Genomic DNA, 18,404 nt, shown 5'->3' with positions numbered 1-18,404 from the left:
TCCGCCCGCCCGGTCGCCGCCCGCCGACCGGGAACGCGCACGTGCCGGTCAACGGGCCACCTCCTCCATCGCGGGCTTGATCTGGTCACGTTCGGGCTCGAAGACGATGCTCGGATCGGGCATGCCGGGCGCGTTGACGAAGGAGACGAAGCGGCGCAGCTTCTCGGGATCCTCCAGGATCGCCCGCCACTCGTCGGCGTAGTCCGACACGTGCCGTTCCATGGCCGCGTCCAGCTCGGCGCAGATGCCGAGCCGGTCGTCGACGATGACCTCGCGCAGGTAGTCGAGGCCACCCTCGAGGCCCTCCAGCCAGGACGCGGTGCGCTGCAACCGGTCGGCGGTGCGGATGTAGAACATCAGGAACCGGTCGACGTAGCGGACCAGCGTGTCCTCGTCCAGGTCGCCGGCGAACAGGTCCGCGTGGCGCGGCCGCATTCCGCCGTTCCCGGCGACGTAGAGGTTCCAGCCCTTCTCGGTGGCGATGACGCCGAAGTCCTTGCTCTGCGCCTCGGCGCACTCGCGGGCGCACCCGGACACCGCCGACTTGATCTTGTGCGGGGCGCGCAGGCCCCGGTAGCGCAGCTCGAGGCGGATGGCGAGGGCGACCGAGTCCTGGACGCCGTAGCGGCACCAGGTCGAGCCGACGCAGGACTTGACCGTACGGAGCGCCTTGCCGTACGCGTGGCCGGACTCGAACCCGGCGTCGATCAGCCTCTTCCAGATCTGCGGCAACTGCTCGACGCGGGCGCCGAACAGGTCGATCCGCTGTCCACCGGTGATCTTGGTGTAGAGCCCGAACTCCCGGGCGACCTCGCCGATGACGATCAGCTTCTCGGGCGTGATCTCGCCCCCGGGGATGCGCGGCACCACCGAGTAGGTGCCGTTCTTCTGCAGGTTCGCCAGGAACCGGTCGTTGGTGTCCTGGAGGCCGGCCTGCTCGCCGTCGAGGATGTGGCCGTTGCCGAGGCTGGCCAGGATCGAGGCGACCGCCGGCTTGCAGATGTCGCAGCCGCGGCCGCGCCCGTGTTCGGCGATCAGCTGGGAGAAGGTCGCGATGCCACGCACCCGGACGATGTCGAACAGCTCGGCGCGGCTGTGGTCGAAGTGCTCGCAGAGGGCCTTGCTGACCTCGACGCCGGCGGCGGTCAGCTCCCCGTCGAGGATCTTCTTCACCAGCGGCACGCAGCTGCCGCAGCCGGTGCCCGCCCGGGTGCAGGCCTTCACGGCGGGCACGTCGGTGAGCCCGCCCTCGGCGATCGCCCCCCGGATCGTCCCGGCGGTCACGTTGTTGCAGCTGCAGATGATGGTCGACTCGGGCAGCGCGCCGCCCGCCGCCTCGGTGCCGCCGAACAGCGCCTGCTCGGGCGTGCCGGGCAGCTTCGCGCCGACGTACGCGCGCAGCGTCGGGTAGGACGAGGCGTCGCCGACCAGCACGCCGCCCAGGAGGGTCTGCGCGTCGTCGCTGACGACGAGGCGCTTGTAGATCCCGGCGATCGGGTCGGTGTAGATGACGTCGAGGGCATCGGCGGACGGGTCGCCGAAGCTGGCGACGTCCACGCCCATCAGCTTGAGCTGGGTGGACAGGTCCGCGCCGGTGAACCGCGCCTCCCCGTCCAGCAGCCGGTCCGCGACCACCTCGGCCATCGTGAAGCACGGCCCGACCAGCCCGTAGACCATTCCGCCGACCAGGGCGCACTCGCCGATGGCGAAGACGCGCGGGTCCTCGGTACGGCAGGCGTCGTCGACGACGACACCGCCGCGCGGTCCCACCGGCAGGCCGGCCGCGCGGGCGAGGTCGTCGCACGGGCGGACGCCGGCCGAGAAGACCACCACGTCGGCGGCGAGGACGACGTCCCCGGCCAGGCGCACCGCGCCGGGTTCGACGCGTTCGAGGCCGACGCCGGTGTGCACGGTCATGCCGAGGGCCTCGATGTGGCGGCGCAGCATCGCGCCGCCGCCCTCGTCGAGCTGGCGCGGCATCAGCCAGGGCGCCAGCTCGACGACATGGGTGTCCAGGCCGAGCCCCTGCAGCGCGCGGGCGGCCTCCAGTCCGAGCAACCCCCCGCCGACGACCACACCGGCCGCCTGCCTTGACATAGTAAGGTCGCCACCGGCCGCGGCGCGCAGCGCGTCGAGGTCCTCGATCGTCCGGTAGACGAAGGCGTGCTCGGCGCCCGGCACCGGCGGCACGAATGGCACCGACCCGGTGGCCAGCACCAGCGCGTCGTAGGGCAGGGTCTCCCCCGCGTCCGTGCGGACCGTACGGGCGGCGCGGTCGATCGCGGCGACCCGCTCCCCGGTCCGTACGACCACGCTGTCGTCGTGCGGCGGGTAGCCGAGGTCGGCGCCGTCGGTGAGGTAGGACGTCAGCGCGACGCGGTCGTAGGCCGCGCGCGGCTCCTCCCCGACCACCGTGATCCGCCACCGATCGGCGGAGTCGCGCTCCCGCAGCGCCTCGACGAGGCGATGCGCCGCCGGGCCGTGGCCGACAACGACAAGACGGCTGGTCATCCGAATTCAGTCCTCCCCGACACGACCTGACCTCGATCTTGACCATCAGGCGTTTCGCGTCTGCGTCCCGCTTGTTACCGCTGTGCTACATGCCGCTCACGTACGGCCTGACCTGGTAGGAGCTGTCACCTCCTGGGTTCCGAGCCAGTCGAGGATCCCCTCGACCGTGTCCCGGCAGCCGCCGCAGCCCGTGGTGGCACGGGTCTCGGCGGCGACGTCGGAGACGTCCCGCGCGCCCGCCTCCCAGCAGGCGCGGATGCGGCCCTTGCTGACGTTGTTGCACGCGCAGACCGTCGCCGCGTCCGGCATCCGCACCGGCGTCTCGGCGGGCGTGACCGGGTTCAGCCCGTGGAACAACAGCGCCAGGCGGTCGGACGGCACCGGCGCCGCCCGGTCGTACAGCTGGGTGAGCATCCCCGCGGTGGTGGTCTCGCCGACCAGGATCGCGCCGATCAGCCGGTCGTCCCGGATCACGACCTTCTTGTACGTGCCGCGCGCCGGGTCGGCGAAGCGGATCACCTCCGCCTCGTCGTCGCCGACGGCGGTCTCGCCCATGGCGGCCAGCTCGATCCCGGCCGCCTTCAGCCGGGTGACCTGCCGCGATCCCTCGTACCGCGCGTCGCCGCCGGTGAGCAGGTCGGCGAGGATCCGGGCCTGCTCCCACGCGGGCGCGACCAGCCCGTACACCGTGCCCTGGTGCTGGGCGCACTCCCCGATCGCGTGCACGTCGGGGTCGTCCACCGAGCGCAGCCGGTCGTCGACGACGACGCCCCGGTCGACCGTGAGTCCCGCCTCGCGCGCGAGCCCGGTCCGCGGCCGGATGCCGCAGGCCAGCACCACCAGGTCGGCGGGCAGCATCGTCCCGTCGTCGAGTTCGATCCCGGTGACCCGGCCGCCGTCCGTCCGGGCCCCGGTCAGCCGCGCTCCGACGAGCGTGCGGACGCCGAGGTCCCCGATCGTGCGCCGCAGGACGCCGCCGGCCTCGGCGTCCAGCTGCCGCTCCATCAGATGCCCGCCGAGGTGGACGACGGTCACCCGCAGCCCGCGCCCGGCCAGCCCGCGGGCCGCTTCGAGGCCGAGCAGCCCGCCGCCGACGACCACCGCGGACTCGGCGACATCGGCCAGCCGGATGATGGCGCCGCAGTCGTCGAGCGTGCGGAAGGCGACGACGCCCTCGGCCTCCAGCCCCGGCAGCGGCGGCACGACCGGGGCGCTGCCGGTGGCGAGCACGAGCGTGTCGTACCCGGTGACGGTCCCGTCGTCGCAGGTCACCGTCTTGCGTTCCCGGTCGACCGCGACGATCTCCTGCCCGAGGCGCGCGTCGACGCCGTTCGCGGCGTACCACGCCGGATCCGTCAGGCCGATGTCGCCGGGCGCGGTGACACCGGCCAGGACGTTCGACAGCAGCACCCGGTTGTACGGCTGGGCGGTCTCGGCGCCGAAGACGGTGATCCGCAGGTCGCGGTCGTGGGCCCGTAGCTCGGAGACGAGCCGGGAGCCCGCCATGCCGTTGCCGACGACCACGATGTGTCCGTTCACTTCTTCTCCAGTCGGACGGCGCACACCTTGAACTCCGGCATCCGCGACGTCGGATCGAGCGCCGGGTTGGTGAGCAGGTTCGCGCGGGCGGGACCGGCCCAGTGGAAGGGCATGAAGACGGTGTCGCGGCGGATGGCCGTGCTGAACCGCGCCTTGGCGACCGCGTGGCCCCGCCGGCCGGTGACGCGGACCTCGTCGCCCTCCCCGATCTCCAGCCGGCCGGCCAGGTCGGGGTGGATCTCGACGTACGCCTCGGGCACCGCGTCGAGCAGCGCCCGCACCCGGCGGGTCTGCGCGCCGCTCTGGTAGTGGGCGAGCACCCGCCCGGTGGTCAGGTAGATCGGGTAGTCCGCGCACACGTCCTCGGCGGGCCCCTGGTGCTCCACCGGGACGAGGCGGGCGCGGCCGTCCGGCGTGGCGAACCGGTCGAGGAACACCCGCGGTGTGCCCGGGTGCCCCTCCCCCGGGCACGGCCAGAAGACGCCGGTCTCGGCGACGATGCGGTCGTAGGTGATGCCGGAGTAGTCGGCGAGCCCGCCGGCGCTCGCCGCCCGCAGCTCATCGAACACCTCGGCCGGCTCGGCGCTGAACCGGCCGGGGGCCGCCAGCCGCCCGGCGAGGGCGGCGATGATCTCCAGGTCGGTGCGGACCTCCGGCGGCCTCGGCACGGCCGCCCGCCGCAGCAGGACCCGGCCCTCCAGGTTGGTGACCGTGCCGGTCTCCTCCGCCCACTGCGCCGTCGGCAGCACGACGTCGGCGCGTACCGCGGTCTCGGACGGCACGAAGTCGGACACCACGAGGAGGTCGAGCGCGTCGAGGCGGGCCTCGACGCGGCCCGCGTCCGGCGCGGACACGACCGGGTTCGAACCGAACAGCAGCAGGGCACGCGGCCCGCCGGGCGTGCCGAGCGCGTTCAGCAGCTCGGTGGCCGACAGTCCGGGGCCCGGCAGGTCGCCCGGGTCGATCCCCCAGACGCGGGCGACCTGCTCGCGCGCGGCCGGGTCGCCGATCTTCCGGTAGCCGGGCAGCTGGTCGGCCTTCTGCCCGTGTTCGCGGCCGCCCTGCCCGTTGCCCTGTCCGGTCAGGCAGCCGAACCCGGAGCCGGGACGCCCCGGAAGGCCGAGCGCCAGGGCCAGGTTGATGAAGGCGGTCACCGTGTCGGTCCCGGTGGCGTGCTGCTCGGCGCCGCGCGCGGTCAGGATCAGCGCGTCCGCCGCGTCGCCCAGCATGCGCACGGCCGCGCGCATCGCCGGCACCGGCACGCCGGTGATCCGCTCGACGCGCTCGGGCCAGTAGCCGTTGACGACGGTGCGGACGGCCTCGAAGCCCGCGGTGCGCTCGTCGAGGTAGGCCTTGTCGACCAGTCCCTCGGTGATCGCCAGGTGCAGCAGGCCGTTCGCGAGGGCCAGGTCCGTGCCCGGCGTGACCTGCAGGTGCAGGTCGGCGCGGCGGGCTGTCGGGGTCTCCCGCGGGTCGATGACGATCAGTTTGCCGCCCCGCTCGCGCTGGGCGGTCAGGTGCCGGACGAACGGCGGCATCGTCTCGGCGACGTTGCCGCCGGCCAGCAGGATGGCGCCGGCCGCGGCGACGTCGGTGATCGGCACGGGCAGGCCCCGGTCCAGGCCGAACGCGCGGTTCTGCGCCGCGGCCGCCGACGACATGCAGAAGCGGCCGTTGTAGTCGATGTTGGGCGTACGGAGCGCGACGCGGGCGAACTTGCCGAGCTGGTAGGCCTTCTCGTTGGTCAGCCCGCCGCCGCCGAAGACCGCGACGGCCGAGCGGCCGTACGCCTCCTGGATCCGGCGGACCTCGGCGGCGATCCGGTCCAGCGCGGCGTCCCAGGAGACCGGCTCGAGAGGAGCGTCCCGGTGCGCCCGCATCAGGGGCACGGTCAGCCGGTCCGGCGTGCGCAGGAGGTCTCCGGCGGTCCACCCCTTCTGGCACAGTGCTCCACCCCCATGGCTACGCCCCGCCACCTCCGGGGCCCCACCGGGATCCCCGTTGGCCGGGACGTCGTCGCGGGGCGCGACGGTGCCGGGGCCGACGAGCATGCCGCACTGCAGCGCGCAGTACGGACAGTGGGTGGGTATGGGCGACATGCCTCGATCGTGTGGTCGAGGCGTTTCACAGCCGGGTCCGCGGTGTTACCGGGCCGCTACAACCACTTCACCGATGCCGCTGACCTGCGGTGCGGTGAGTGAACTCTCACAGCCCGCCCCGGCTCGGGTGCGGGGAAGTTATCACCATCGCATTACGCGACACACACCGGAGAAACGGGCCGTTCCTAGCTTCGGCGCAGCACCCCAGCCAGGGCACCGCAGCCAGGAGGACCCGAATGACCATCATCGAACAACGCCTTCCCGGCGGCGGCACGGCCGGACGCCGGTGGATCGCGGACTGGCGCCCGGAGGAGCGGGGCTTCTGGGAGGAGACGGGAGCGAGGGTCGCGCGGCGCAACCTCGCCTTCTCGATCTTCTCCGAGCACATCGGGTTCTCGGTGTGGAGCCTCTGGTCCGTGCTGGTGCTTTTCCTCGGACCGGCGTACCACGTCGACCCCGCCGGGAAGTTCCTGCTGACGACGGTCCCCACGGCGCTCGGCGCCGCCCTGCGCCTGCCGTACACCTTCGCGGTCGCCAGGTTCGGCGGGCGCAACTGGACGATGTTCAGCGCCGCGCTGCTGCTGATCCCGGCGGTGTCGGCCGCCGTCCTGGTCCGGCCGGGCGTCTCCTTCACCACCCTCCTGGTCCTCGCGGCGGTGGCCGGGGTCGGCGGCGGCAACTTCGCCTCCTCGATGGCCAACATCAACGCGTTCTATCCGCAGCGGCTCAAGGGGGGGGCGCTCGGGATCAACGCCGGCGGCGGCAACATCGGCGTGGCCGTCGTCCAGTTGGTCGGGCTGGCGGTGCTGGCGACGGCCGGCAGGGACCACCCCCGACTGGTCGCCGGGATCTACATCCCCTTCATCGTGCTGGCCGCGCTGGGCGCCGCGCTGCGGATGGACAACCTCGCCGGGATGCGCAACGACAAGCGGGCGATGCGGGACGTCATGACGGAACCGCACAGCTGGATCATGTCACTGCTGTACGTCGGGACGTTCGGTTCCTTCATCGGGTTCGGCTTCGCCTTCGGCCAGGTGCTGCAGGTGCAGTTCAAAGCGGACTTCGACACGCCGATCAAGGCGGCGTACCTGACGTTCCTCGGCCCGCTGCTGGGCTCGCTGATCCGGCCCGTCGGCGGCTGGGCGGCGGACCGGATCGGCGGAGCCAGGGTCACCTTCTGGAACTTCGCGGCGATGGCGGTCGGCGCCGCGATCGTCCTCACCGCGTCCGCCGTGCGGTCGCTGCCGCTCTTCCTCACCGGGTTCGTGCTGCTGTTCGTCTTCAGCGGCGTCGGGAACGGCTCGACCTACAAGATGATCCCCGCGATCTTCCGGGCCAAGGCCCCGACGGAGGACGAGGCCCGCCGGCTGTCCGGTGCGCTCATCGGCGTGGCGGGGGCGGTCGGGGCGTTCGGCGGCGTCCTGGTCAACCTGGCCTTCCGCCAGTCGTTCCTGACCTACAAGACGGGCAACGGCGCGTACATCGCCTTCATCGCCTACTACGTCCTCTGCGCCGCGGTGACCTGGGCGGTCTACCTCCGCCGATCCCCGCGGCGACTGCCGGGCGTCTGAACGGGCGCGGCACCGCCCCGCCGAGTGACCGGGCGCGGCACCGCCCCGCCGAGGGGCCAGGCGCGGTGCCGCCCCGCCGAGGGGCGGCACCGGGCCGTCAGAGCGTCGGCGGCAGGCCGAACCGCGGGAACAACTCCGGGCCGAACGTCGTGATCTCCTTGAGCCGGTCGTCCTCGACGCGCAGGACGTCGAACTTGAACGCCCGGAACTCCGAGTCGCCCGGCCGCCGCAGGTAGCTCGCAGCGGTCGGCATCCGGTTCGCCGACGTCGGGACGAGGCGCCAGTCGCCGTCCCGGTCCTCCCCGAACGCCCGCTCCAGGAGCGGCGCGAGCGCCGTCAGGCCCTCGTAGCGGTACGGGTACGGCGGCATCGTGACGCGCACGTCCTCGGCCGCGATCGCGATGGCGGCCGCGGCGTCGCAGCGCTCGTGCGCGTCGATGAACCGGTCGAGCAGCGCACGCTCCGCGCCGCTCAGCCCACCCGTCGACCACTCGGTGCGGCGCGCCGGCAGTTGCCGCTGCATCGTCGCGCGGGCCCGCTGCAGCGCGCTGTTGGCCGCGGCGACGCTCGTGCCCAGCAGCTCCGCCGTCTCCGCCGCCGACCTGGCGAGCACGTCGCGCGCGAGGAACGCCGCCCGCTGTCTCGGCGGCAGCGCCTGCAGGGCCGCGACGAACGCCAGCTCGATCGTCTCCCGCTCGACCACGACCGCGTCCGGTCCCTCGTCGGCCGGCGCGGCCTCCTCGAGCAGACCGTCCGGGTACGGCTGCAGCCACGGCACCTCGGCGAACGAACCGGCCCGGATCGGCCGGCGTGCGGCGCGCCGGAGCAGGTCCAGGCAGACGTTCGTCGCGATCCGGTAGAGCCACGCGCGGAACAGCGTGTCTCCGTCGAAGCCCTCCCGGCCGCGCCAGGCCCGCAGGAACGTCTCCTGCACGGCGTCCTCCGCCTCGTCGAAGGACGCCAGCATCCGGTAGCAGTGGACGTGCAGCTCACGCCGGTGCCGCTCGGTGAGCGCGGCGAACGCCGGCTCGTCGCCCGCGACGGCCGCGGCGATCTCGTCCCTCGGGTCCGGCGTGCGCGTCGCCTCGGCGGTGCCCGTCATGAGACCTCCTTCGTCGGCCTCATGACCAAGGTGCTCTGCTCACCGATTCCCTCGCTCCGCTCGGTCATGGGACCTCCTTCCTCGGCCTCATGACCAAGGTGCTCTGCTCACCGATTCCCTCGCTCCGCTCGGTCATGGGACCTCCTTCCTCGGCCTCATGACCAAGGTGCTCTGCTCACCGATTCCCTCGCTTCGCTCGGTCATGCCGCGCCGCCGCCGCGCCGGACCTGCTGGAGCAGCCAGCCGTTGCCGTCCGGGTCGCTGAAGGAGGCGAAGTTCGCGTAGTCGCGCTCCTCCGCGTCGTGCCCCGGCACCGGGCCGCCGGCCTCGTGGTGGAAGACCTCGCTCACCTCCAGGCCGCGCTGGACGAGCTCGGCGCGCACGGCCTCGATGTCGGTGACCACCAGGTGCAGGCCCTGCACCGCGCCGGCCGTCTCCTTGTTCTTCATCAGCGCGATCGAGCAGGCCGAACCGGGGGGCGTGAGCTGCACCACGCGGAAGTCCTCGCCCGCACTGAAGTCGACGTCCACCGTGAAACCGGCCTTCTCGGCGTAGAACGCCTTCGCCCGGTCGACGTCCGAGACGGGGACGACGATGAGTTCGAGCTTCATCTCCATGGTGCTGTCTCCTCGGGTCCGGTCGGCCGCTCGCCGACGTTCTGGTCCATGTAACGACAGGCCTCCGACGGACTCATCGGTATCGCGATGAAGATTCTCCTCGAGGTACGCCGCCGGCGCGTTTCCGCCGGCCACCGATATTTGACCGATCGGTCTACATTCGACTAGCGTCCTGAGACGTGGCGAGGACGAAGGAGTTCGATCCGGACGCCGTGCTGCAGAAGGCGATGGAGCTGTTCTGGGAGCGCGGGTACGAGGCGACGTCGATGGCCGACCTCGTCGAGCGTCTCGGCATCGCGCGGGCGAGCATCTACGCCACCTTCGGCGGCAAGCACGAGCTCTTCCTCAAGGCGTACGAGCGGTACGCCCAGACCCGCGATCTGAACGTCGTCGAGCTCCTGTCGCAGCCGGGCCCCGTCCTGCCGGCCGTACGGACGCTGGTGCGGGCCTATGCCGAGGAGTCGGCGGCCGATCCGCACCGGCGGGGATGCATGGTCGTGAACACCGCGGTGGAGCTGGCGGGCCGGGATCCACAGGCGGCCCGCCGGGTCGAGGCGAGCTGGGACACGGTGGAGACCGCCCTGACCTCGGCGCTGACCAGGGCGCGGGCCCAGGGCGAGCTGTCGGCGGACAAGGACCCCCGGGCGCTGGCCCGGTTGCTCCTCGTGCTGCTGCAGGGAATGCGGGTGCTCGGCCGGGCCCACCCGGATCCGGCCCGCCTCCGCGACGCGGCCGAGCAGGCCCTGGCCGCCCTGGACTGAGAACCGCCCGATCCGGACGGCCGACCGTCCACCGTTCTCCGCTCGCGCGTGCTTCAGCGCGGCCGGCTGGTGGGGTGTGTCGGCTGGGTGGCCGCCAGGCTGGTCAGGAGCTTGAGCCGGTCTTCGGAGGTGCTGCCCGGTTCGGCGGTGTAGATGGTGAGGTGGTGCACCGTCCGGTTGGACATGGGCAGGTCGAGAGACTGGTAGGTCAGGTCCAGGTCGCCGACCTGCGGGTGCCACAGCCGCTTGCCGCCGTGGTGGCGGAGACGCACGTCGTGGACGGCCCACTGGCTGCGGAACTCGGTGCTGAGCGTGGACAGTTCACCGATGAGGTCGCGCAGGGCCCGGTCATGGGGCTCGCGTCCGGCCTCGGCGCGCAGCAGCGCGGCGGTGACGGCGGTGGCCGCGTCCCAGTCGACGAAGAACTGCTGCGAGCCCGGGTCGAGGAAGATGTAGCGGGCGAGGTTGGCGCGGCCGTGCTGGGCGATGGCGGGGCTGTCGAAGAACGGCGCGAGCAAGGTCCGGGCCAGCGCGTTGTGGGCGACGATGTCCTGGCGGCCGTTACGCACGAACGCCGCCGACATCGTCATGGAGTCCAGCAGCCACTGGACCCGCGGTGGGACCTGGACGTCCTTGCGGCGCGAGGGCGCGCGGCGGGCGGGCCGGGCGGCTCGGGCGAGGTCGAACAGGTAGGTGCGTTCGTCCTGGTCCAGGCGCAGGGCCTGGGCCACCGCGTCGAGTACCTCGTCCGATACGCCGCTGATGTGGCCCTTCTCCAGCCGGGTGTACCACTCGGTGCTCACACCGGCCAGCACCGCGACCTCTTCGCGGCGCAGTCCGGGGACCCGGCGCCGGCCGCTGGTGGGCAGCGCGACCTGCTCGGGGGTGAGCTTGGCGCGCCGGGTGGCCAGGAAGTCGCGGATCTGGGCGCGGTGGTCGGGCCGGTCGTCCATGCCCTCCACGGTAGCCGCAGGGCTCCCGCAGGGGCGGCGGTAAGGGGGTTGAGCTTGTCCCCCCTATGAATGCGCTCTGCCTTGCGCGCGGCCAACGCGGGTTTGCTGGGATCAGCACGTTGGACGCAACGTCGAGGCACCCCCATCAGCCCGGGTCACGGTATGGGGCGCCGCCACCACCCGAGAGAACATCCATCTGAAACGGAGCACTCCTGATGCGTGCAACCCTGATGTACGGCGCCGGCGACGTCCGCGTCGAGCACGTGCCGGACTCGGTCATCAAGCTGCCCACCGACGCGCTGGTCCGCATCACCGCGTCCTGCATCTGCGGCACCGACCTATGGCCCTACGGCTCGATGAAGCCGGAGGACGGCCCCGCCCGGATGGGGCACGAGTTCGTCGGCATCGCCGAGGACACCGGCCCTCAGGTGACCACCCTCAACCGGGGCGACCTGGTCGTGGCGCCGTTCGCCATCGCCGACAACACCTGCCAGTTCTGCCGCGAGGGCCTGCACACCTCCTGCACCCACCCGCAGGCCGGCTTCTGGGGCGGCCCGTCGTTCGAGGGAGGCCAGGCCGAAGCGATCCGCGTCCCGCTCGCCGACGGCAACCTGGTCAAGCTGCCCGTCGAAGCGGACTCGGCCCTCCTGCCGTCCCTGCTGACGCTCTCGGACGTGTTGGCCACCGGCCACCACGCGGCCGTGGCCGGCGGCGTCAACCCGCGCACCCGCGTCACCGTGATCGGTGACGGTGCCGTCGGCCTGCTGGCGGTCCTGGCGGCCAAGCGCCTGGGCGCCGAGCAGATCATCCTGATGGGACGCCACCAGGCCCGCATCGACGTCGGCCGCGAGTTCGGTGCCACCGACGTCGTCTCCGCCCGCGGCGAGGAAGGCATCGAGGCGGTGCGCGAGCTCACCGGTGGGCACGGCACCCACGTGGTCCTGGAGGCCGTCGGCACCATGCCCGCCTACCGGCAGGCCCTCGGCGTCGTCCGCACGGGCGGCGTCATCAGCCGCGTCGGCGTCCCGCAGTACGAGGACGCGCCGATCGGCTTCGGTAGCCTCTTCCGCCATAACATCCGCCTGACCGGCGGACCCGCGCCGGTCCGGGCCTACATCGAAGAACTGATGCCCGACATCCTGGACGGCACCATCGAACCAGGCAAGGTGCTCGACGCCACGGTCGGCCTCGACGGCGTCCCGGCCGGCTATCAGGAGATGGCCGACCGCAAGAGCCTCAAGGTCCTCATCAAGCCCTGACCTCGATCGGCGCGACTGGGGTGCGGGGCGGACGGGCGTCCTGCCCGACGATTCGCTCAGCGTCGTGACGCTCGACTCGGATTGCTGATCCGGCAGCCGGGCCGAATCGTCACCGACTGACCCGCGAACGGCCGCCACGGCCAGTGACGGCCGTTCGTTCTTCCATCGCCCCGTCAGGCGGTGAAGGCGGCGAAGTAGGCGGCCGCCATGTCCTCCTCGGCGTGGCCGGCGAGGGCGGCCCGCCGGAAGCGTTCGCGGGCGGCCTCCATGACGTCCATCCGGACCCCGGCGGAGGCGCCGGCCGCACAGATCAGCCGGGTGTCCTTCTCGGCGCCTGCCACGGTGAAGGTCGGCGCGAAGTCGCGCTCGATGATCGCGGCGGCCTTCTGCTGGAACAGCGCGCTGTTCATCGGACCGGCACCGACGACGTCGCGGAACGCCCGCGGGTCGACGCCCAGGGCCTGGGCCAGACCGAGGGCCTCGCCGACCCCGGAGACGAGGGTGAGGGCCCAGGTGTTCGTGACGAGCTTGAGCCTGCTGCCCGCCCCCGCCGGGCCGAGCCACAGCGTCTGCTTGCCGACCGCGTCGAACACCGGGCGCAAAGGTTCCCGGGCGGCCTCCGGCCCGGAGGCGAGGACGACCAACTGTCCCTGCTCGGCGGGTTGGCGGCTGCCCTGCACCGGGGCGTCGACGAACACGAGACCGTGCCGCTCGGCGATCGCGCGCAGATCGTCCAGCGGCGCGAGGCCGACCGTGCTCATCTGCGCCCAGATCTGTCCCTCCCGCAGGCTCGGGGCGGCCTGCTCCATCGCCTGGCGCACGGCCTCGCCGTCGTTCAGCATCGTGATGATCACGGTGGCGCCCTCCACCGCCTCGGCGGGACCGTCGGCGACCTTCAGGCCCTCGACGGCCTCGGCCTTCGCCCGCGTGCGGTTCCAGCCCCGCAGGTCGACGCCCTGCGCCAGCAGGTTGCGGGCCATCGCCGCGCCCATGATCCCGGTGCCCAGCAGTGCCACGGTCATCGGTCCGTCTCCTCTTTCTTGACTGCTCGTTACATATTTCGGGCATGACGCGGCGCCGAGCGCCCGCCACGTCACGGCAGCACGCCGAGGGCCGTCTCGACGACGCCGGTCAGCCGCCGCCGGTCGGGCCCGGCCTTCGCCATGACACGCAGCCCCTGGATGGCCGTGATGAAGAAGTCGGCCAGCCCCGGGACGTCGGCGTCCGGAGAAAGTTCCCCGCGCTCCCGTGCCCGGGTGAGCGCGGCCGCGATCGACTCGCGCACTCCCCCGAGCGCGTCGGCGACGATGCGCCCCGAGACGGCGTCGTGCGGAAGCCGTTCGACCGCGGTGTTCGTCACCAGGCAGCCGCGCCGGTCGGCGTCCCGCGCCGCCTCGTCGACCAGCGACAGCAGCAGGTCGCCGATGACCTCCCGGATCGGGACGTCCCGTTCGAGGCGAGCCGTCATCCGCGCCGAGGACATCTCGACATAGCGCCGGAGGCCCGCCTCGTACAGCCCGTCCTTGCTGCCGAAGGCCGCGTAGAGCGAGCCGCGCCCCAGCCCGGTCGCGTCCACCAGGTCCTGGATCGAGGTGGCCTCGTAGCCGCGCCGCCAGAACAGCTCCATCGCCGACCGGACGACCGTGTCGGTGTCGAACTCCCGGGTCCGTGCCATGACGAGGACGATAGCCAAATCTGTAACGAGCGGTCAAGAAAAGCCCGGCGACACACCTCCGACCACCTGCCACCCACCTCTCGATGAGGATCCTGCCCGATTCCGGGCAGAATTCTTGCTTTTGCGATTCCAGACCCGGCAACATCGTCGCTCGTGTCCGGACACCCCCATGACGAGCTCGTCGCCCACCTCAGCCGTACGTCGCCGCTGAGTCCCGGCGAGGCGGCGCGTGTCGTCGCCGACGTGCTCGCCTACTTCGCCGAGCCCGCCGAGGACTTCGTCCGCCGGCGGCACGCCGAGCTGAAGGCGCGCGGGCTGACGAACGACCGGATCTTCGAACGCATCGCCGCCGAGCTGCCGTCGTGGCGGGTCTCTCCCCCGGAGCTCTCGCTACGCCAGCTTCGCCGCATCGTCTACGGATGAAGGAGACCTGATGTGCGGAATCGTGGCCTACGTCGGCCCGCGGGACGCCGTCCCGATCCTGGCCGAGGGGCTGGCCCGCCTGGAGTACCGGGGCTACGACTCGGCGGGTCTGGCCGTCCTCGGCCGCGCGGGTGACCTGCGCGTCCGCAAGGCCAAGGTGCGCGTCGGCGAGCTGGCGGCCGAGCTGCCCGCCCGGTTCAAGGGCGCGCCGGGCATCGGGCACACGCGCTGGGCCACCCACGGCGAGCCGAGCGACGCGAACGCCCATCCCCACGTCGCCGGGTCGATCGCCGTCGTGCACAACGGCATCATCGAGAACGCCGACGAACTGCGCGCCGAGCTGGCCGCCGACGGCGTCGCCTTCTCCTCCGAGACCGACAGCGAGGTGCTCCCCCACCTGATCGCCCGGTCCGGCGAGGCGGAGCTCGAGGACGCCGTACGGGAGGCGCTGTCACGGGTCGTCGGGACGTACGGCATCGCCGTGGTGGACGCGCGCCACCCCGGGGTGCTGGTCGTCGCCCGCAACGGCAGCCCGGTCGTGCTCGGCATCGGGGAGAAGGAGATGTTCGCCGCCTCCGACGTCGCCGCGCTGGTGCGCTACACGCGGCAGGTCGTGCACCTGGACGACGGTGAGCTGGCGACCGTGCGGGCCGACGGGTTCCGCACCTCGACACTGGACCGGCGCGCGACACGCAAGGAGCCGTCCCTCATCGAGGCCGAGGAGGCCGCCTACGACGCCGAGGGCTACACGCACTTCATGCGCAAGGAGATCCACGAGCAGCCGGCCGCGGTCGAGCGCGCGCTGCGCGGCCGCCTGGATCTGCGCTTTCACACCGCGCACCTGGGCGGCCTGAACCTGGATCCGCGCGAGGCGCGGGAGATCCGCCGGGTGAAGATCCTCGGCTGCGGCTCGGCGTACTACGCCGGGCAGGTCGGGGCCCAGCTCATCGAGGAGCTCGCCCGCATCCCGGCCGACGCCGAGCCCGCCTCGGAGTTCCGCTACCGCAACCCGGTCGTCGAGGCGGACACCCTGTACGTCGCGGTGAGCCAGTCCGGCGAGACGTACGACACCCTCGCCGCCGTGCAGGAGCTGAAGCGCAAGGGCGGCCGGGTGCTCGGTGTCGTGAACGCGGTCGGCAGCGCGATCGCCCGCGAGTGCGACGGCGGGGTCTACCTGCACGCCGGCCCGGAGATCGCCGTGGCGTCGACCAAGGCGTACACCTCGACGGCGGTGGTGTTCGCGCTGCTCGCGCTGCACCTGGGCCGCATCCACGACCTGTCCCCGGCGGACGGGCGGCGGATCGCCGAGGGCCTGCGGGCGCTGCCCGCGCAGATCGAGGAGGTTCTCAAGCAGGAGGACCGGATCGCCGAGCTCGCGCGGGAGTTCGCCGCGTACCGGAGCATGCTGTTCGTCGGGCGGGTGCGCGGCTGGCCGGTCGCGCGGGAGGGCGCGCAGAAGCTCAAGGAGGTCTCCTACGTGCACGCCGAGGCGTACCCGGCCAGCGAGCTGAAGCACGGCCCGCTCGCGCTGGTCAGCCCGGAGCTGCCCGCCGTGGCCGTCGTTCCGGACGACGAGCTGCTGGACAAGAACCTGTCGACGCTCGGCGAGATCCGTGCCCGGCGCGGCCGCGTCCTGACGGTCGGGCACCGCGAGCTCGGCGAGGACGCGATCGTCGTCCCCAAGAACGAACCCGAGCTCGACCCGATCCTGCTGTCGATCCCGCTGCAGCTCCTGGCCTACCACGCCGCCGTGGCGCTGGGCCACGACGTCGACAAGCCCCGCAACCTCGCCAAGAGCGTGACGGTGGAGTGATGGCGCTGCTGACGTTCGCCGGGGTCGCGGCACTGCTCACGCTCGTCCCCGGCCCGGACTCGCTCCTCGTGCTGCGCACCGCGATCGCGCAGGGCCGCCGAGCGGCGCTGATCGCCGCGCTCGGCATCCAGGTCGGATGTCTGTGGTGGGGCGCCGCCGCCGGTCTCGGCCTGACCGCCGTGCTCGCGGCCTCGCACACGCTGTACACCGTGCTGCGCTGGGCGGGCGCCGCCTACCTGCTGTATCTGGGCGTGCGGCTGCTGATCCGCGGGGAGGAGACGGGTGAGGCGGCCGGCCCGTCCGGCCGGAACCGGTTCCTCATGGGACTGCTGACCAACGCGCTCAACCCGAAGGTCGGGGTCTTCTACCTGTCGCTGCTGCCGCAGTTCGTGCCGGCGGGCGCGCCGGTACTGCCGTGGAGCCTCCTGCTGACGGGCGTGCACGTCGCCGAAGGTTTCCTCTGGTGCGTCCTGCTGGCCGTGCTGGCGGACCGGCTGGGAGGGCTGCTGCGGCGGCCCGCCGTGGGGAGTGTGCTCGACCGGGTCGCCGGGACGGCGTTCCTCGGGTTCGCGCTGCGGCTGGCCCTGCGCCCGTGAGGCTCCGCCGCGGGTTCGCGCTGCGGCCGGCCCTGCGCCCGTGACGCTCCGCCGTCCGGTCCCTCAGCGCGACGTGGTGAGGACGATCCGGCTCAGCTCGGCGTTGGAGGTCGTGTCGCGCAGCCTGCCGATGAGGAGCTCGGCGGCCTCCTGCGGGCCGAGCGCGTGCAGGACCCGGCGCAGCCGGGCGGCGACCTCGAGCTCCGCCGGCGACATCAGCAGGTCGTCGCGGCGGGTGCTGGAGCCGGTGACCTCGACGGCGGGGAAGATCCGCTTGTCGGCCAGCTCGCGGCTGAGCCGCAGCTCCATGTTGCCGGTCCCCTTGAACTCCTCGAAGAAGACGTCGTCCATCCGGGAGCCGGTCTCGACCAGCACGGACGCGAGGATGGTCAGCGAGCCGCCCTCCTCGATGTTGCGGGCGGCGCCGAGGAACCGGCGCGGCGGGTGGATCGCCGTCGTGGCCACGCCGCCGGCGAGGATGCGGCTGCCCGACGACGCGCCGAGGTTGTACGCCCGCCCGAGCCGGGTGATCGAGTCGAGGATGACGACGACGTCCTGCCCGAGTTCGACGAGCCGCTTGGCGCGCTCGATCGCGAGTTCGGCGACGGCGACGTGCTCGGCGGCGGGCCGGTCGAACGTCGAGTGGACGACCTCGGCGTCGACGGATCGCCGCATGTCGGTGACCTCTTCGGGCCGCTCGTCCACGAGCACGACCATCAGGTGGCATTCGGGATGGTTGCTGCGAATGGCGGTGGCGAGGGATTTCAGCATCATCGTCTTGCCGGCTTTCGGCGGCGCGACGATGAGCCCGCGCTGGCCTTTTCCGATCGGCGCGATCAGGTCCACGACCCGGCCGGCCAGGTTCTTTCCATCGGTCTCCAGGCGCAGCCGTTCCCGGGGATGGAGCGGCGTCAGGTCCGCGAATCGCGGCCGCGCCGCGGCGTTCTCCGGCGGCAGCCCGTTCACGGTGTCGACGCGGACGAGCGCCTGGAACTTCTGCCGCCTGTCGTCCGGCCGCGGGCGGCGGGCCGCGCCTTCGATCCGGTCGCCGGGGCGCAGTCCGAGCTTGTTGACCTGCGCGAGGGACAGGTACGCGTCGACCGGGCCGGGCAGGTAGCCGGAGGCCCGGACGAACGCGTGCTTGTCGCCGACGTCCAGGACGCCGGAGACGGGCGTCGCCGGGTTCTCCCGGGAATCGGGCGCGCGGGACGGGGCGGTGGGTTCGAGGGTGATGGTCATGGAAATCCTTTCGGAACGCGGCGCCGTCGCCGATGACGGCGCGCGGAGAATGGGCGGCGCGGTGGGCCGCCGGAGATGACGCGCACGGCGGAACGGTGCGCGAAACGACGAGAGTCCTGCGAGAGATGGAACGTCGCCTGCCGGAGAACTCAACGGCGGCGGGTGGGAAACGACCCTGAGGAGAGAACGCCTTTTCCGATCGGGCGGAAATCCCGGCGTTGTGCCCAAGATATAGCACAGGGACGC

At 72.5% G+C, this 18,404-nt stretch carries 15 protein-coding genes; 6 read left to right on the top strand and 9 right to left on the bottom strand.

Annotated features, from left to right (window positions below; genetic code table 11):
• Positions 1–48: 48 nt before the first annotated feature.
• From nirB to AB0L00_RS35950, 3 genes are all read right to left on the bottom strand, one after another.
• Positions 49–2,511, bottom strand: coding sequence for a nitrite reductase large subunit NirB (gene nirB / locus AB0L00_RS35960; RefSeq protein ID WP_364441799.1), 2,463 nt, complete (start codon positions 2,509–2,511; stop codon positions 49–51).
• Between the two features lie 96 nt (positions 2,512–2,607).
• Positions 2,608–4,050: an FAD-dependent oxidoreductase gene (locus AB0L00_RS35955; RefSeq protein WP_364441797.1), complete on the bottom strand. Its 1,443-nt coding sequence runs from the start codon at positions 4,048–4,050 to the stop codon at positions 2,608–2,610.
• Complete coding sequence (locus tag AB0L00_RS35950; RefSeq protein WP_364441796.1) at positions 4,047–6,149, bottom strand: molybdopterin-dependent oxidoreductase; 2,103 nt, start codon at positions 6,147–6,149, stop codon at positions 4,047–4,049. Before AB0L00_RS35950 ends, AB0L00_RS35955 begins: the two co-directional genes overlap by 4 nt.
• A gap of 236 nt (positions 6,150–6,385) precedes the next feature.
• Here AB0L00_RS35950 and AB0L00_RS35945 point away from each other — a divergent pair, with 236 nt between their 5' ends.
• On the top strand, positions 6,386–7,720 hold the full coding sequence (locus tag AB0L00_RS35945) for a nitrate/nitrite transporter (RefSeq protein WP_364441794.1): 1,335 nt from the start codon (positions 6,386–6,388) through the stop codon (positions 7,718–7,720).
• Positions 7,721–7,817: 97 nt separating this feature from the next.
• On the opposite strand, the gene AB0L00_RS35940 is transcribed toward AB0L00_RS35945, so the two are convergent.
• Positions 7,818–8,822: an RNA polymerase subunit sigma-70 gene (locus tag AB0L00_RS35940; RefSeq protein WP_364441792.1), complete on the bottom strand. Its 1,005-nt coding sequence runs from the start codon at positions 8,820–8,822 to the stop codon at positions 7,818–7,820.
• 200 nt (positions 8,823–9,022) lie between these two features.
• The gene (locus tag AB0L00_RS35935; protein WP_364441791.1) at positions 9,023–9,439 is read right to left on the bottom strand and encodes a VOC family protein; all 417 of its coding nucleotides are present in this window, start codon (positions 9,437–9,439) and stop codon (positions 9,023–9,025) included.
• A 179-nt stretch (positions 9,440–9,618) separates the two neighbouring features.
• Here AB0L00_RS35935 and AB0L00_RS35930 point away from each other — a divergent pair, with 179 nt between their 5' ends.
• Complete coding sequence (locus tag AB0L00_RS35930) at positions 9,619–10,200, top strand: TetR family transcriptional regulator (protein WP_364441789.1); 582 nt, start codon at positions 9,619–9,621, stop codon at positions 10,198–10,200.
• 53 nt (positions 10,201–10,253) lie between these two features.
• On the opposite strand, the gene AB0L00_RS35925 is transcribed toward AB0L00_RS35930, so the two are convergent.
• Positions 10,254–11,153 carry a helix-turn-helix transcriptional regulator gene (locus AB0L00_RS35925; protein ID WP_364441788.1) on the bottom strand — a complete coding sequence of 300 codons (900 nt, stop codon included), beginning with the start codon at positions 11,151–11,153 and terminating at the stop codon, positions 10,254–10,256.
• A gap of 215 nt (positions 11,154–11,368) precedes the next feature.
• Here AB0L00_RS35925 and AB0L00_RS35920 point away from each other — a divergent pair, with 215 nt between their 5' ends.
• Positions 11,369–12,412 carry an alcohol dehydrogenase catalytic domain-containing protein gene (locus tag AB0L00_RS35920; protein ID WP_364441787.1) on the top strand — a complete coding sequence of 348 codons (1,044 nt, stop codon included), beginning with the start codon at positions 11,369–11,371 and terminating at the stop codon, positions 12,410–12,412.
• A gap of 173 nt (positions 12,413–12,585) precedes the next feature.
• Here AB0L00_RS35920 and AB0L00_RS35915 read toward each other — a convergent pair whose 3' ends face one another.
• Positions 12,586–13,434, bottom strand: coding sequence for an NAD(P)-dependent oxidoreductase (locus tag AB0L00_RS35915; RefSeq protein ID WP_364441786.1), 849 nt, complete (start codon positions 13,432–13,434; stop codon positions 12,586–12,588).
• 71 nt (positions 13,435–13,505) lie between these two features.
• Positions 13,506–14,087, bottom strand: a complete 582-nt coding sequence (locus AB0L00_RS35910; protein WP_364441784.1) for a TetR family transcriptional regulator — start codon at positions 14,085–14,087, stop codon at positions 13,506–13,508.
• Between the two features lie 153 nt (positions 14,088–14,240).
• Here AB0L00_RS35910 and AB0L00_RS35905 point away from each other — a divergent pair, with 153 nt between their 5' ends.
• The 3 genes from AB0L00_RS35905 to AB0L00_RS35895 are packed head-to-tail and all read left to right on the top strand — an operon-like array spanning position 14,241 to position 16,919.
• On the top strand, positions 14,241–14,510 hold the full coding sequence (locus tag AB0L00_RS35905) for a hypothetical protein (protein ID WP_364441782.1): 270 nt from the start codon (positions 14,241–14,243) through the stop codon (positions 14,508–14,510).
• 10 nt (positions 14,511–14,520) lie between these two features.
• On the top strand, positions 14,521–16,323 hold the full coding sequence (glmS, locus tag AB0L00_RS35900) for a glutamine--fructose-6-phosphate transaminase (isomerizing) (protein ID WP_364441780.1): 1,803 nt from the start codon (positions 14,521–14,523) through the stop codon (positions 16,321–16,323).
• Positions 16,323–16,919, top strand: coding sequence for a LysE family translocator (locus AB0L00_RS35895; protein ID WP_364441779.1), 597 nt, complete (start codon positions 16,323–16,325; stop codon positions 16,917–16,919). The genes glmS and AB0L00_RS35895 overlap by 1 nt, the downstream gene beginning before the upstream one ends.
• Before the next feature lie 63 nt (positions 16,920–16,982).
• Here AB0L00_RS35895 and rho read toward each other — a convergent pair whose 3' ends face one another.
• Positions 16,983–18,158: a transcription termination factor Rho gene (rho, locus tag AB0L00_RS35890; RefSeq protein ID WP_364441778.1), complete on the bottom strand. Its 1,176-nt coding sequence runs from the start codon at positions 18,156–18,158 to the stop codon at positions 16,983–16,985.
• Positions 18,159–18,404: the final 246 nt, after the last annotated feature.

Origin of the sequence: Actinoallomurus sp. NPDC052308 (assembly GCF_040679195.1) — a bacterium.
GTDB lineage: Bacteria > Actinomycetota > Actinomycetes > Streptosporangiales > Streptosporangiaceae > Actinoallomurus > Actinoallomurus liliacearum.
This window is presented reverse-complemented; position numbering and strand designations above follow the sequence as displayed.